The sequence below is a fragment of the Rhodoferax ferrireducens T118 genome (assembly GCF_000013605.1).
GTDB classification, from domain to species: Bacteria; Pseudomonadota; Gammaproteobacteria; order Burkholderiales; family Burkholderiaceae_C; genus Rhodoferax; species Rhodoferax ferrireducens.
On record NC_007908.1, the window covers coordinates 3,331,122 to 3,345,722 of the forward strand.

General features: G+C 61.3%; 11 protein-coding genes. 5 read left to right on the forward strand and 6 right to left on the reverse strand.

Annotation, left to right across the window (positions count from 1 at the left end; all coding sequences use genetic code 11):
• The first annotated feature begins 24 nt into the window (after nucleotides 1–24).
• Complete coding sequence (gcvH, locus tag RFER_RS15265) at nucleotides 25–399, forward strand: glycine cleavage system protein GcvH (RefSeq protein ID WP_011465297.1); 375 nt, start codon at nucleotides 25–27, stop codon at nucleotides 397–399.
• 104 nt (nucleotides 400–503) lie between these two features.
• Entirely contained in the window at nucleotides 504–3,392 is a 2,889-nt protein-coding gene (gene gcvP, locus RFER_RS15270; protein WP_041792514.1) for an aminomethyl-transferring glycine dehydrogenase, read from the forward strand.
• 103 nt (nucleotides 3,393–3,495) lie between these two features.
• Here the strand turns inward: gcvP and RFER_RS15275 are convergent, their stop codons facing one another.
• The 5 genes from RFER_RS15275 to RFER_RS15295 all read right to left on the reverse strand — a co-directional run bounded on the left by RFER_RS15275 (nucleotide 3,496) and on the right by RFER_RS15295 (nucleotide 10,890).
• Nucleotides 3,496–5,610 carry a D-(-)-3-hydroxybutyrate oligomer hydrolase gene (locus tag RFER_RS15275; RefSeq protein ID WP_011465299.1) on the reverse strand — a complete coding sequence of 705 codons (2,115 nt, stop codon included), beginning with the start codon at nucleotides 5,608–5,610 and terminating at the stop codon, nucleotides 3,496–3,498.
• Between the two features lie 459 nt (nucleotides 5,611–6,069).
• A complete protein-coding gene (locus RFER_RS24935) occupies nucleotides 6,070–7,683 on the reverse strand; it encodes a methyl-accepting chemotaxis protein (RefSeq protein WP_011465300.1) in 1,614 nt (537 codons plus the stop codon).
• A 106-nt stretch (nucleotides 7,684–7,789) separates the two neighbouring features.
• Nucleotides 7,790–8,797 (reverse strand): tRNA dihydrouridine synthase, encoded by a 1,008-nt coding sequence (locus RFER_RS15285; RefSeq protein ID WP_011465301.1) that lies wholly within the window; start codon nucleotides 8,795–8,797, stop codon nucleotides 7,790–7,792.
• 6 nt (nucleotides 8,798–8,803) lie between these two features.
• Complete coding sequence (locus RFER_RS23060; RefSeq protein WP_166485737.1) at nucleotides 8,804–9,406, reverse strand: cyclic nucleotide-binding domain-containing protein; 603 nt, start codon at nucleotides 9,404–9,406, stop codon at nucleotides 8,804–8,806.
• A gap of 155 nt (nucleotides 9,407–9,561) precedes the next feature.
• A complete protein-coding gene (locus RFER_RS15295; RefSeq protein ID WP_011465303.1) occupies nucleotides 9,562–10,890 on the reverse strand; it encodes a hemolysin family protein in 1,329 nt (442 codons plus the stop codon).
• A 24-nt stretch (nucleotides 10,891–10,914) separates the two neighbouring features.
• Between RFER_RS15295 and RFER_RS15300 the strand changes: the two genes are divergently transcribed.
• Complete coding sequence (locus RFER_RS15300) at nucleotides 10,915–11,763, forward strand: symmetrical bis(5'-nucleosyl)-tetraphosphatase (protein WP_011465304.1); 849 nt, start codon at nucleotides 10,915–10,917, stop codon at nucleotides 11,761–11,763.
• A gap of 21 nt (nucleotides 11,764–11,784) precedes the next feature.
• Here RFER_RS15300 and RFER_RS15305 read toward each other — a convergent pair whose 3' ends face one another.
• Nucleotides 11,785–13,293: a DEAD/DEAH box helicase gene (locus RFER_RS15305; protein ID WP_041792523.1), complete on the reverse strand. Its 1,509-nt coding sequence runs from the start codon at nucleotides 13,291–13,293 to the stop codon at nucleotides 11,785–11,787.
• Between the two features lie 170 nt (nucleotides 13,294–13,463).
• On the opposite strand from RFER_RS15305, the gene RFER_RS15310 reads away from it, so the two are divergent.
• Together RFER_RS15310 and RFER_RS15315 are read left to right on the forward strand one after the other, a co-directional pair.
• On the forward strand, nucleotides 13,464–13,670 hold the full coding sequence (locus RFER_RS15310; RefSeq protein WP_011465306.1) for a DUF3460 family protein: 207 nt from the start codon (nucleotides 13,464–13,466) through the stop codon (nucleotides 13,668–13,670).
• A gap of 75 nt (nucleotides 13,671–13,745) precedes the next feature.
• Nucleotides 13,746–14,594 carry a segregation and condensation protein A gene (locus tag RFER_RS15315; protein ID WP_011465307.1) on the forward strand — a complete coding sequence of 283 codons (849 nt, stop codon included), beginning with the start codon at nucleotides 13,746–13,748 and terminating at the stop codon, nucleotides 14,592–14,594.
• The last annotated feature ends 7 nt before the right edge of the window (nucleotides 14,595–14,601 follow it).

Here is a 14,601-nt window from a genome sequence, read left to right on the forward strand (position 1 = left end):
ATCTTATTTTTCTTCGAGAACCCTATGAGCATCAAATACACCCCCGATCACGAATGGATCAACATTGACGGCAACATCGGCACCGTCGGCATCACGGCCCATGCGCAGGACGCTTTGGGCGACGTGGTGTTTGTCGATCTGCCCGAAGTGGGCAAGACCTACGCACAAAAAGATGCCGCCGCCGTCGTCGAGTCCGTCAAGGCCGCCGCTGACGTGTACATGCCCGCCAATGGCGAAGTCGTGGAAGTCAACGAAGCCCTGCGCGCCGACCCGTCGCTGGCCAATAGCGATCCGCTGGGCGCGGGCTGGTTCTTCAAGGTCAAACTGGCCAACCCGGCTGATCTGGACGCACTGATGGACGAGACCAGCTACACCAGCTACGCGGCTGACGCGCACTGATCGCCACGCCACACCGTTCGGGCTGAGCCTGTCGAAGCCCTTGCCCATTTCCAGTTTCGCTGGCCCTTCGACAGGCTCGGGGCGAACGGATGATCGAGCCTGCCATGCCCACGACCTCTACCCCCTCTCTGTCTGAACTAGAAAACCCCTCTGAATTTATCGCCCGCCACATTGGCATTGATGCGGCCGACGAAGCCGTCATGCTGCGCGCTGTGGCTGCCACGTCGCGCGGCGCTTTGATCGATGCCATCGTGCCGCGCAGCATCGCGCGTAGCCAGCCGATGGACATCCCCGCGCCGATTACCGAAGCCGCGGCACTGGCCGAGCTCAAAGCCATGGCGGCCAAAAACAAGGTGTTCAAGAGCTACATCGGCCAGGGCTATTACGGCACCCACACGCCCGGCGTTATTTTGCGCAACATCCTTGAAAACCCGGCCTGGTACACCGCCTACACGCCGTACCAGGCCGAGATCAGCCAGGGCCGCATGGAGGCGCTGGTCAACTTTCAAACCATGGTGATGGACTTGACCGGCATGCCGATGGCCAATGCCTCGATGCTGGACGAAGCCACTGCGGCGGCCGAGGCCATGACCATGGCGCAGCGAGCCAGCAAATCCAAATCGACCACATTCTTTGTCGACGTTGAGGTGCTGCCACAAACGCTGGCCGTGATCAAGACCCGCGCCGAGCCGCTGGGCATTGAGGTCAAAACCTGCAAGGGCGATGAAGCCTTGGGGCAAGACAGCTTTGCCGTGCTGCTGCAATACCCCGGTGTGAGCGGTGTGGTGCGTGATGACCGCGAGTGGATCAAAGCCTACAAGGCCAAAGGCGGTATCGTCATCATGGCCGCGGACCTGCTGGCGCTGACCCTGCTCACCCCACCCGGTGAACTGGGCGCGGACATTGCCGTGGGAACCACGCAGCGTTTTGGCACGCCGATGGGCAACGGTGGCCCGCACGCTGCCTACATGGCGTGCCGCGACGAGTACAAACGCACCATGCCCGGTCGCCTGGTGGGCGTGAGTGTCGATGTGCACGGCAACCCGGCCTACCGGCTGGCGCTGCAAACGCGTGAGCAGCACATTCGCCGCGAAAAAGCCACCTCGAACATCTGCACCGCGCAAGTGCTGCCCGCCGTGGTGGCGAGCATGTTTGCCGTCTATCACGGGCCCGCAGGTTTGAAGCGCATTGCGCAGCGGGTGGCGGCTTTGACAGCGGTCTTGGCGCAAGGCTTACTGGCCCTGGGTTACAAAACAGCCAACACCAGCGCCTTTGACACACTCACGGTGAACACCGGTGATGCTACAAATTCAATAGCTTCTAACGCCCTTTCCAAGGGGGCTAACCTGCGATTTGCCTCAAACAATTCATTAAGCGTGTCGCTGGACGAAACCAGCACCCGCGTCGATGTGGAAGCGCTATGGCGTTTCTTTGCCAAGCCCGGACAAACCGTGCCCCAGGTCAGTGACTTCGAGCAAGCCGCCAACACCCTGCTGCCCGCTGCCCTGCTTCGCACCAGCAGCTACCTGACGCACCCGGTCTTCAACACCCACCACAGTGAAACCGGCATGCTGCGCTACATCCGCCGCCTCTCCGACCTTGACCTGGCGCTGGACCGCAGCATGATCCCGCTGGGCAGTTGCACCATGAAGCTCAACGCCACGAGCGAGATGATTCCCATCACCTGGCCCGAGTTTGCCGACATTCACCCCTTCTGCCCAGCGAATCAGCGCGAAGGCTATGCCGAGCTGGACGAGCAACTGCGGGCCTGGCTGTGCCAGGCCACCGGTTACGCCGGCATCAGCCTGCAACCCAATGCCGGCAGCCAGGGCGAATACGCGGGCATGATGGCGATTCGTGGCTACCACGCCGCGCGTGGCCAGAGCCAGCGCAACATCTGCCTGATTCCCTCCAGCGCCCACGGCACCAACCCGGCCAGCGCCACCATGGCCGGTTTCAAGGTCGTGGTGACCGCGTGTGATGCCAACGGCAATGTCGACATGGTCGACCTGAAGACGAAGTGCGAGCAATACAGCGCCAACCTGGGCGCGGTGATGATCACCTACCCCAGCACCCACGGCGTGTTTGAGACCAGCGTGAAAGACCTGTGCGCCTTGGTGCATTCCCATGGCGGGCGCGTTTACGTGGACGGCGCGAACATGAACGCCCTGGTGGGCCTGGCCGCACCCGGTGAGTTTGGCGGCGACGTGAGCCACCTGAACCTGCACAAAACCTTCTGCATCCCGCACGGCGGCGGCGGCCCCGGCGTCGGCCCGGTGTGCGTGGTGGCTGATTTGGTGCCGTTTTTGCCTGCTCACGCTGACGCGAACGGCATCGGCCCAGTCGCGGCTGCGCCATTGGGCAATGCCTCGGTCCTGCCCATCAGTTGGATGTACTGCCGCATGATGGGCGCCGAGGGCTTGAAGGCCGCCACCGAGGTCGCCATCCTGAGCGCCAACTACATCAGCGTCCGGCTCAAAGACCACTACCCGACCCTCTACACCAGCTCGCCAGAGGACGGCAAGCCGGGCCGTGTCGCGCACGAGTGCATTCTGGATTTACGCCCCTTGAAAGAAACCAGTGGTGGTGTTCACGGCGTCAGCGCCGAAGACGTGACCAAGCGCCTGATGGACTATGGCTTTCATGCGCCCACCCTGAGCTTTCCGGTGCCCGGCACGCTGATGGTGGAGCCCACCGAGAGTGAAACGCTCGATGAGCTGGACCGCTTCATCAACGCCATGATCGCCATCCGCGAAGAGATTGCCAAGGTCGAGCAAGGTCTTTGGCCGCAGGGCAACAACCCGCTCAGCCACGCGCCGCATACGGCCGCAGCGCTCCTCGGCGAGGCCTGGGATCGGCCCTATTCCAGAGAACTGGCGGCGTTCCCGGTGCCCAGCCTGAAATCATCCAAATACTGGGTGCCGGTGGGCCGTATCGACAACGTCCATGGCGACCGCAATTTGTTCTGCCGCTGTGTGCCGGTAAAGGACTGAGCGCAGGGGCGGGCTATTTCCTGGGGATCCAAGCTGCCGCTCGGCAACAACAAAGTCCCATGGAGACGCCCTGCCCCATGGGACGGATGCACACAATGACGTATCAGTCGGCCACGGTCACCACGTTGTTGGCGAAGGTGATCTGATCCGCCACATCGGCCACGGCCTTGATCGGCGGCACATTGGCGGCGGTGATCGGGTTGGCAGCCGTGCCCGCCAAACCGCGCGGCACGGTGCGAACCACCTGGCTGGTCGGCAGTGCGGCGCCGGTTTTCAGGTTGGCGTACATCATGTCCATCGCCTGGATGAAGTACCGATGCAAGGGCACCAGACGATTGGCATAACCGGGGAATCCCAGGAAGGCATCAAAATGCTGGGCATTGGTCACTTCAATGTAGGACAGTCTGCTATTGGCGCCTTCCACGATCTTGTTCATGCCGAAATAGGGCCGCCCGGTGAAGGCCACCGGCAGCAGCGTGTCGCTGCGGCCTTGCACGATCAGCGCTGGTTTGCCGTGCAGATTGGCGCTACGCAACACTTCGCTCATCCCCTGCTGGACCCGCACGGCGTTGGCACTGGTGCCAGTGACCAGCCCGCGCAGGCACAGTGCGCCGGCGATGTTGTAGTCCTGCACCCCCCCCACTGACAACGAGGCAGCATCCAGCAAAGGCCCGCCCACACTGTTGTTGTTGACGATGTTGATGCCAGCGGTTGGCGGCACGCCGTTAGAGGTGCCAAACGAAGTGGCCAGCACAGCAGCGGAAGCGGGAACCGGCGCCAGCGGGGTCGCCGATGTTGCCGCACCAGTGGCCGCGTAACTGAAGCCGCACAGGTTGTCGGCGACGCCGAACCGACCATAGGTGTTGGCGTAAGTCAACGCGACCGGCAAGGTGGCGAACGAGTAGTGCGAGGCCTGCAGGTCGCTGCTCTCGGGCTGCCAGCCTGCCGCGACCAACGCGGCCATGGCACTGGCGGCCTGCTCGGCCGTTGTGGTGCCGGTGATCAGGCCGTTGGCCTTGAGGGCGCTGCAGCGGTTGCCCGCAATCGCCGCGTTGACCGTGTTGAACACATTGGTGCTGGGCGACACCAGCGCGGCGCACGGCTGCAGCAAATTGGCCAGCGTGAAATAGTCGAGCAACTGCTTGCCGGTGCCGACCAGGGTGGTGGTGCCGCGCACGATGCTCAGGCGGGCATCGGGGGCCAGCTGGACCTCGGGCTCGGCCACCGCCACGCCGCTGATCAGGCCTTGCGTGTCCTGCTCCGCCGCAGCCAGTGCCGCGCCAGCGCCATTGGACACGCTGGAGGCGATCACGATGGTGTTGGCCGGTGTCAGCTTTTTAAGATGCGCCACGCCATCGGAGGCCAGATCGCCGTATTTTTGATTCAGGACAAAGTACGCAAACTCAACCGATTGCAGGGTCCATTTGCCCCAGTCCTTTTCGGGGTTTTGTTGCGAATGCGCATGCTTGATGGCGAAACGATTCGGCGTTGCCAAGTTGAACGCCGCGCGTTCGATGGAAGTCAGCAAGGCGGTAAAGATCGATGCCTTTCCAGCCGCAGTTGCACTTGCGCGGCCGCCGTTTTGTACATTGACCGTATCGTTCTGGAGGTCGTGAATACCGGTGCCGGTGCCCTTGTCGGTATAGGCCACGGCGCAGCCGTTTTTCAAGCCCCACTCGCCTGACGAACCAATGGCGCCGTAAACGCCGCGCGATCCGCTGGAGGTCGCGGTAACAATGCAGGGGCTGGCCGGGTTGAACGTGGCGGGCACCTGCACCATCATGGTGATGTTTTGGCGCCCCGTGCCGTCATCGGAGTAGGCAATATATTCGGTGCCTGCAATCATGCCTTCACTGGCGCCCACGACGCCTTTGGCATCGACATTGGGGCCATACAGGGTGCCATAGCCGCCGCCCGCGGTAATGTCGAGGATGGCGCGGTAGTTGTTGAAAATGGCAAGTTTGCGCAGTTCGGCGGACGTCGGGCTCAAAGGGTCCACCACGGCTGGGGCCGCCCCACCCAAACCAGTTTTGCCAAGGCCGGCTGTGAGCAGGTCGTCGCTGATGCCGTCGTAGCTGGCGCTAGCGACTTCGCCCAGATAGGCCGGCTTGACATTTTTATTTTCGGCAACGGCATCGCTCCCACCGCAGGCGCTGAGTGTCAGTACGGCGGCGGTCAGTGCCGTTAACTTCAAGTTGTTTCTGTTTGTCGTAGTCATGTCTCGTCCTTTTAGTGTTGGTCTATAGGTTCTTCCACGAGTCATCGCACATCGGTTGCTGGCAATCTTGTCCTCTCAGCAAGCTTGTCACTCAAACGTGCGAACCGTCAGCGGCCCAAAGCGCGTCGGTTTGGGCCGATAAGGCCAAGCGGATGATGATGGGTAACACCCAGCGCTTCAATACCGTACAACTACTTACCGGGGAAACCGAGCTTGACAGCGACCCCATAAGTTGACTCAAGCGGTGGGGCACGGTCTGTGCTGCAAGCAAAATTTCTGCAAATCACAAGTTTGCCAACGAACCTTCAATCACAAGCATTGCCGGCGATTGGACTGGGCGTGCTCGGGATGGGATGGCGTTCGTCAGCCAAGCGTGTCTGTGCCCGCTCGATTTCTACCCGGGTGCCCAGTCGGCGGCCGGGGTCATCGCTCGGTCGACTTTGGCAGATGTCTCTGGCGCTAGCGCAAACGCACCAAGGCCTGGCTGCTGCCTGCGCCAGCATACTGCTCCAGCTTGAACGAGGCTGCCAAACCAGCAAGTTCACGCGCTTGATCCTGCAGGGCGTTGGAGGCGGCCGAGGTCTGCTCCACCAGCGCGGCGTTTTGCTGCGTCACGCCGTCCAGATGCGTGACGGCCTGGTTGATCTGGGCAATGCCGGCTGACTGTTCGCGGCTGGCCAAGGCGATTTCTCCCACGATGTCGGCCACGCGCTGGATGCCGGCAACGATCTCCTGCATGGTGGCGCCTGCCTGGGCGACCTGCGCCGTGCCCACGCCGACCTTCTGAACCGAGTCTGAAATCAGCGTCTTGATCTCTTTGGCCGCTTCAGCGCTGCGTTGCGCCAGGCTGCGCACTTCGGCCGCGACCACGGCAAAGCCGCGGCCCTGTTCACCGGCGCGCGCCGCTTCCACGGCGGCGTTAAGTGCCAGGATGTTGGTCTGGAAGGCGATACCGTCGATGACCGCAATGATGTCCACGATCTTGCGCGATGAGGTGTTGATGGCTTCCATGGTGTCGACCACTTGCGCCACCACCGCCCCACCCCGGCTCGCCACGTCCGAGGCCGATGCCGCGAGCTGGTTCGCCTGGGCGGCGTTGTCGGCGTTGGCCTGCACGGTGCTGGTCAACTCCTCGGAGGCGGAGGCGGTTTTCTCCAGCGAACTGGCTTGTTCCTCGGTGCGCCTTGACAGGTCCAGCGTGCCAGTGGCCACTTCGGTCGACGCGTTGGCGATGGAATCGGAGCCGTTGCGCACCTGGCCGATGACGTGGTGCAGTTTGCTGCGCATGGTGTCCATGTGCAGCAGCAAATCACCAATTTCGTCGCGACCGGTATGCGGCACAACGTGTGACAAGTCGCCCCCGGCAATAGCGGTGGCAGTTTCATTGGCCAATTTGAAACCATGGCGCATGCGTGTCAGCAGGGTGAATGTGAGCAGTGTGGCAGGCGTGGCAGCTATCAAAATCACCAGCCCAAACGCGATCAGCGCCGTGCGAAAGCGACTTTGGGCTGCCGCATAGGCTTCATTCGCCTTCTTGACCTGGTAGTCCCGGTAGACCAGCAGCGACTTGACAGCGGCTTCACCTTCTTCACGACTGGCCTTGAGGAAGGCTGTCATGGTGGCCGGACTGAAGTTGTTCGATTGGATCGCGTTGACCGCCTGGTCAAGCTTGTCGCGCCAGGCCGCGCGGCTCGTTTGGGTAGCCTCGAAAACAGCTTTTTCTTCCGGGCTTGCCAAGGCGGATTCCATCAACTTGAAAATCCGGTTTGCCTCGACACGGTTGGCGGCAATCGCGTCAGTATGGACGCTGGTGGCGTGCTCATGGACAGAGGCCAGTGGCCCGTCTGGCGCATGTTGGAACGCCAGCAAAACCTGCAGGCGGTTCTGTACGATTTTGTCGATCGACTGGTCCGCCAGCAGGGCCGGTTGCATGGCGCCATCGTGCAAAGTCTTGATACTCTCCCGCGCCGACACCTGGCCCCAATAGCTGACACCAATCACGGTCCACATGGCGGCCGAGAAAATGACAACCACAGCGATAAAGCGGTGCGTGATGCGAATGTTTTCAAACATAGAGGCTCCTGAACGGCTGGATGGTAATCGATTCATAGCGGCATTTTTCCCGCTGATTGAACAGCGTTGGGGCCGCAAAACAAGAATTGCGAGCTAACCTTGTCTGTCACTGCAACGCCAGCCACTGACCAATGGCAGCGGGCTCACTGAGGGTCCGCAACGCCATATAGGCCCGCTCGGCTTCGGGGTGGTGGTGGCGCAGAAAATTGAGCCACTGTTTGAGCCGGCCCGCCTGCTTGCGACGATCCAGCCGCGCGCACACCAGGCGCCAAAATTCGGCGATGAATGGCAGCAGGACCTGCCAGTTGATGATCGGGTACAGCGCTGGGGAGGTGGTCAAGGAAGAATCGGGCCGCACATTCCCCCAAGGCGCGGGGCTGGCATCAGGCCCTGCCATGGCCGCCCGAATCGCCAGGGCCAAACCCGGGTTGGTCACCATACCGCGGCCCAGCATCAGGCTGTCGCAGCCCGACTCCTCGCGACAGCGCAGCGCGTCCTGCACATTCCATATTTCGCCATTGGCCACCACCGGAATGTTGACCACGGCCCGAATGTCGGCAATGCGTTCCCAATAAGCGGGTGGACGGTAAGCGTCGGCCCGGGTGCGGGCGTGTACCACCAACTCACTGGCACCACCACCTTCAAGGGCCAGCGCACACTCCAGCGCACGTGAATCGTCATGAACCCCCAGGCGCATCTTGGCCGACACGGGCATGGTTTTGGGGACGGCACGGCGCACAGCCGCCACAATCGCCAATAGCAGCTCGGGCTCATCGAGCAAGGCAGCGCCGCCGCCGTGGCGATTCACCGTTTTGGCCGGGCAGCCAAAGTTCAGGTCAATGCCGTGTGGCCCCAGGGCGGCCAGGCGGGCGGCGTTTTCTGCCAGGCAGACCGGGTCGGATCCCAGCAACTGGGCGGCGACCGGTACGCCGGCGAAAGTGCGCCCGCCATTGAGCAATTCAGGCACGACGCGAATGAAGACCTGATCGGGCAGCAGGGTGTTGCTGACGCGGATGAATTCGGACACGCAGCGGTCCACCCCGCCGACACGGGTCAGGATGTCACGCAGCACAAAGTCCAGCAGTCCCTCCATGGGTGCGAGAAGAATCGCCATCCGGTTCTAAGGAGCGGTTTGGCGCCTCGCCAGATCGGCAAGCATCACGCTTGAATCGTCCAGTCGGCTGGCGAGAATGCTGGCGATATTGCGGTAAATGATGTGTGCACTTTCAGGATTGGTATCAATGAGTTCGCGATAGAAGCGCATGGTCACGGTATCACGGATGGCGCGCACCGTGGCGGATCGCAGCTGCTTGCTCACCAGCGCCATCTCACCCACGCATTGGCCAGCGCTGAGCCGGGTCAGCTCGACCACCTGTCCGTTGCGCAATTTTTCAACCCTCACCTCACCTGCGATCAGAACAAAAAATGACTCGCCAATATCTTCTTCGTTGAACACCACTTCACCGGCCTTGACCGAAAAATATTCAGCCATCGCCAGTGTGCGCATCAAACAGTCCGGCGTCATGCCTTTGAAAATCGGCACCTGTTGCTTGATTTTCTGAATGATGGCGGGGTCAAGCTTGAGCGCAGGTTGCCGCACGATCACTTCGGCCCGCACGTTTTCAGCGGACATTTGAACAATGGCGGGATCAACTTTCATGAGCGATGATGGTACACGGGCCGAGTTGGGTGATCGATCAGGGGCTGAAAAAGAAAAGCTCAACGCACATCCTCAACGCCATATCGGCTCCGCGTCGGCGCGCGCAGTCGCCTGAATCCGACGCGACGCATTTGGTTTGTCAGCAACGCCGGCAGTTCCTGGCGCGCCCTGGCGGCGCAGCTGGCCTACGTCGACAACCTCAAGGTGCAACTGCGTCGTCACACACGGCCAGGCATAACCTGACCCGGCTGCGCGCAGGCAGCCAGCGGCGTGGCCAGCACCTTGTCAATGCGCTTGCCGTCGAGGTCCAGCACTTCAAACTGCCATTCGGCGCAGGTAATGCGCTCGCCGACCGACGGCAAGTGGCCCGACACGGACATCAGCAAGCCCGCCACCGTGTTGTAGCGGCCGCGGTCTTCTTCTGGCAGGTCATCAATCGCCAGGCGAACCTTGAGTTCGCTCACCGGCATCAGGCCATCGAGCAGCCACGAACCATCGTCGCGCTGCGTGGCCCAGGCATCAATCTGCGCACCCGGCTGCAGTTCACCCGTGATGGCCTCCAGCAAATCGCGGGGTGTCAGCAAACCCTGCACCACCCCGTACTCATCGACCACCAGCACAAAGCGGCCGGCTTTGGCGCGAAACTGCTCCAGCAACTCCATGCCACTGAGCGTCTCAGGCACAAAAGTGGCGGGGGTGATATAGGCCTCAATCGTGCCCGGTGTGTCAGCGCCAAGTTGCAGCAACCGCGCCACGCTGATCTTGCCCACCACGTCATCGAGCGAGCCACGGCACACCGGGTACCAGGAATGGGCCCCTCGTTCGCCACCCGAGCCGGCCAGCTTGAGGCTGTCGGCCACCGTATTGGAGGCATCCAGCCATTCCACATCCGTACGCGGCACCATCAGCGACGTCAGCGGCCGGTCATCGAGCCGAAATACGTTTTGCACCATCTGGTGCTCATGCTGCTCGATCACGCCGGCGTCGACACCTTCTTCGAGACTGGCCGTGATTTCTTCTTCGGTCACGGAGCGCGCGCCGGTCGTGTCAATGCGCAACAACTTGAGAACTGCCGCGGTGGTGCCCGAGAGCAGGTTCACAAAAGGCCCAGCGGCGGTGGCCAACCACACCATCGGCCGCGCCACCCAGCGCGCCACGATTTCCGGGTGCAACTGGCCAATGCGCTTGGGCACCAACTCACCAAAAATGATGGTGATGAAGGTGATCAAGGTGACCACAATCGCGGTGGCTGAAATGGCAGCGGCTTTGTCGGCGACGCCCCAGCCGTGCAGCCAGGCGGCCACACCGGCGCTGAAGGCCGCCTCGCCCACAATGCCGTTGAGCACGCCGATGGACGTGATGCCGACCTGCACGGTAGATAAAAATTGATTCGGGTTCTCCAGCAGCGTCAACGCAGCGTGCGCGCCTTTGTCACCTGCTTCAGCCATGGTTGTGAGCCGCACTTTGCGACTGGCGGCCAAAGCCAGCTCCGACATGGCGAACACGCCATTGAGCAGGGTCAGAAAGGCGATTAACAAGATTTCCATGAATCACAAGCGAGAATAAACACCATGGCACTTTACTTGATTGGCGACGTGCAGGGCTGCAACAGCGCCTTGCAGCGCTTGCTGGATGAAATATCTTTCTCCCCAAGCCGCGACACCCTCTTTCTGCTGGGCGACCTGGTGAACCGCGGGCCGGATTCGGCTGGCGTGGTGCGACGTCTGATGGGCTATGGCGCAGCAGCGCAATGTCTACTGGGTAACCACGACCTGCATCTGCTGGCCATCGCCTACGGCGCGCGCCGGCCGGGCCGGCACGACACACTGAATGGCATTCTGGATGCACCCGACCGGCAGGCGATGCTGGACTGGCTCAGGTGGCAGCGCATGGCGATACTGGAACAGGTCGCAGGGCATGACGTCCTCATGGTGCATGCCGGCGTCCTGCCAACCTGGACCGCAACCCAAACCATGGCCCTGGCGAAGGAGGTGGAGTCGGTACTGCGCGGCGCGGCGCTGGGCGAATTTTTGCAGCAGATGTATGACGACCAGCCTGACCATTGGGACGAGGCGCTGACCGGCACGGCCCGCTGGCGCGTGATTGTGAACGCCCTCACGCGCCTGCGCTTTTGCACGCCGGCTGGCCAAATGGAATTTCGCACCACCGGCGGGCTCGACGCCGCGCCGGCCGGTTATCTGCCGTGGTTTGAGGTGCCGGGTCGCCAGACGTCCGGCGTCATGCTGGCTTTTGGCCACTGGTCCACATTGGGCTGGCTGGGACGCAGCGATGTGCTGTCGCTCGATACTGGCTGCGTCTGGGGTGGTGCCTTAAGCGCCTTGCGACTCGAGAGCGTCAATGGGCAACTGCAGCAGCAGTTGATTCAGGTCAAGTGTCAGCAAGCCCAAAAACCCGGCTAGCCGACCCGACCCCAACCCACACTATGCCGACTTGAACAGCGCTGCAACCCGGCGCTTGGGCTTGATGTTGGCAGACGCGCTGCGCCCACCCTGCCGAGTCGCAGCGGCCTCCCAGGACGGTGCTTCCGCGGCAACCACCGCAGGTTCGTAGGGCTTGTCAAAAAACGGGTCGCGCGGCGCCGACAGCGGTCGTGTGAAATCCCGCCGGGGTGGCCGCTCCGGCCGGGCATATTGGCCTTCATGGGCCACGTCGCGCAGCGAGCCCGACCGATGGGCGCCATGGCGGGAGTCATTCTGCGCGCCTTCGGCATACATGCGATGGCCGTCGTTGATGCGGCCCTGCTTGCGAATGTCGGGCACATCTTCATCATATTCAACGGCTTCAAGTTCAATTTTGGTATTGAGCAGTTTCTCAATATCCGCCACCAACCGAATGTCGCTCTTGGCCACAAAACTGACGGCCAGGCCAGCAGCGCCGGCGCGCCCGGTGCGACCAATGCGGTGCACATAGTCTTCCGCGTTGAAGGGAATATCAAAGTTGAAGACGGCGGGCACATCCTTGATGTCGAGTCCGCGCGCCGCCACATCGGTGCACACCAGCAAATCAACCTCGCCGCTTTTGAAAGCTTCGAGGGCTTTCAAGCGCTCATCCTGGCTCTTGTCGCCATGCAGCGCCGTGGTTTTCAGGCCTTCATGCTCAAGCGAGCGGGCCAGGCGGGCGCAGCCGAGTTTGCTGTTGACAAACACAAAGGCCTGCTTCATGCCGCGTGATTTCAGTATCTGGTGCAAGGCATGACGCTTGTCATCCGCATCAACGCTGTAAAAATGCTGCTCCACGGTGGAAGCAGCAGCGTTGGAACGTGCGACTTCAATCGTCACCGGGTCTTGCAGATAGCTGCTGGCCAGGCGTTTGATCTCGGACGAAAACGTGGCCGAGAACAGCAAGGTGATGCGCTGCTTGGGCAAATAGCTCAGGATGCGTTGCAGATCGGGCAAAAAGCCGATGTCCAACATGCGGTCGGCCTCATCGAGCACCACATATTCCACCTGGTTCAGCACGCAATTCTTGGCTTCGATGTGGTCCAGCAGCCGCCCGGGCGTGGCCACCAGCACTTCAACGCCTTTTTTCAATTCCAGCGTCTGGGGCTTCATGTCCATACCGCCAAAAACAACCGCGCTACGCAGATTGGTATGGACGGCATAGTCTTTAATCGCTTGCGCCACCTGGTCGGCCAGCTCACGCGTGGGCAGCAGCACCAAGGCGCGCACCGGATGGCGGGCCGGTGAGGTCGAACTGTTTTCGTGCTTGAGCATGCGCTGCAGCAAAGGCAGGGCAAAAGCGGCTGTCTTGCCGGTCCCGGTCTGGGCCGCGCCCATCACGTCACGGCCCTGCAGCACCACTGGAATGGCCTGCGCCTGAATCGGTGTCATGGTCTCGTATCCCATGTCGGCCACGGCGCGCGCCAAAGGGGCGGCGAGCTGCAACTGGGCAAAGGCCATGGGAAGGGTATCGGGGGTCAGTTCAGTCATCAAATCGGTCATTCATAGCCAAGGTTAAGTGCTATCGATCCGATAGCTGGTGAAATCCCCAAGCCTGGGGACAAACAGTCATTATCCTCTATACAGGAAAATGCTGCGGTGCAGGCGCCCCATTCGACGCTGTGGGAGGCCGCTAAAATAGCGCCGAAAGGTTTAAGTTCATGAATATTTTTCACCGCCCCTATTACCAGTCTGAAGCAACGCAGTTCATCGATCAGCTCAAAGCCAAGAACCCTGAGCTGGCGGTAAAGCAGCGCCAGGGGCTGAAACTATTGTGGGACAAGGCTGTCGACTGGAGCGCCTGGCGCGAGTACCGGGCCGCCCAGGTCAAGCAAAAACCTTACGTCTACCAGACCCTGACTGATTAAGAGTCAAATTGGCCTCCAGCCCCCTGAAACAGGGTGCTTATAGCTATATATTAAATAGCAGAATGACTGCCTGGCATGGTTGACAGCGCCGAGCTGCTCGCCCAATTCAAGCCCGATTCATCCGGCATGCCGGATGTGGTGGACCACGTCGCGGTCGCCCGCTTGTATGGTGAGCCGCTGTTTGCCATGCCGCGGGATTTGTACATTCCCCCGGATGCGCTGGAAGTTTTTCTGGAGGCCTTTGAGGGGCCGCTGGACCTGCTGCTGTACCTGATCCGCAAACAAAACTTCAATATTCTTGACATTCCCATGGCGGGCATGACGCGCCAATACCTGGTCTATGTGGAAGAAATTCGCGGCCGCAATCTGGAACTCGCCGGCGAATACCTGTTGATGGCTGCGATGCTGATCGAGATCAAGTCGCGCATGCTGCTGCCGCCCAAGAAAATGGCCGAGGGACAGGAGGCCGAAGACCCGCGCGCCGAACTGGTGCGCCGCCTGCTCGAATACGAGCGCATGAAGCTGGCCGCGGCACGGCTCAACGCCATGCCCCAGTTTGGCCGCGACTTCCTGCAGGCGCAGGTGTTTATTGAACAATCGCTGCAGCCACGTTTTCCGGATGTCAGCGTGGTCGATTTGCAGGAAGCCTGGGGTGCGATTTTGAAGCGTGCCAAACTGGTGCAGCACCATAAAATCACGCGCGAAGAGTTGTCGGTGCGCGAACATATGAGCCTGGTGCTCAAAAAACTGCAGGGGCGACGTTTTGTCGAATTTGAAGACTTGTTCGACCCGGCGAGCGGCGCGCCCGTGCTGGTCGTGACCTTCATCGCCATGCTTGAACTGGCCAAGGAAACCCTGATCGAAATCACCCAGGCTGAAGTTTTTGCCCCCATTTACGTCCGTCTGGCCTATTCACTTAACTGAAGCCCCG

Coding starts and splice junctions, on each gene's coding strand:
- RFER_RS15310 (WP_011465306.1), top strand. CDS start 13,464: ATGAATATTTTTCACCGCCCCTATTACCAGTCTGAAGCAACGCAGTTC.
- RFER_RS24935 (WP_011465300.1), bottom strand. CDS start 7,683: ATGTTTGAAAACATTCGCATCACGCACCGCTTTATCGCTGTGGTTGTC.
- RFER_RS15315 (WP_011465307.1), top strand. CDS start 13,746: ATGGTTGACAGCGCCGAGCTGCTCGCCCAATTCAAGCCCGATTCATCC.
- RFER_RS15300 (WP_011465304.1), top strand. CDS start 10,915: ATGGCACTTTACTTGATTGGCGACGTGCAGGGCTGCAACAGCGCCTTG.
- RFER_RS15305 (WP_041792523.1), bottom strand. CDS start 13,293: ATGACTGAACTGACCCCCGATACCCTTCCCATGGCCTTTGCCCAGTTG.
- RFER_RS15275 (WP_011465299.1), bottom strand. CDS start 5,610: ATGACTACGACAAACAGAAACAACTTGAAGTTAACGGCACTGACCGCC.
- RFER_RS15285 (WP_011465301.1), bottom strand. CDS start 8,797: ATGGCGATTCTTCTCGCACCCATGGAGGGACTGCTGGACTTTGTGCTG.
- RFER_RS15295 (WP_011465303.1), bottom strand. CDS start 10,890: ATGGAAATCTTGTTAATCGCCTTTCTGACCCTGCTCAATGGCGTGTTC.
- gcvH (WP_011465297.1), top strand. CDS start 25: ATGAGCATCAAATACACCCCCGATCACGAATGGATCAACATTGACGGC.
- gcvP (WP_041792514.1), top strand. CDS start 504: ATGCCCACGACCTCTACCCCCTCTCTGTCTGAACTAGAAAACCCCTCT.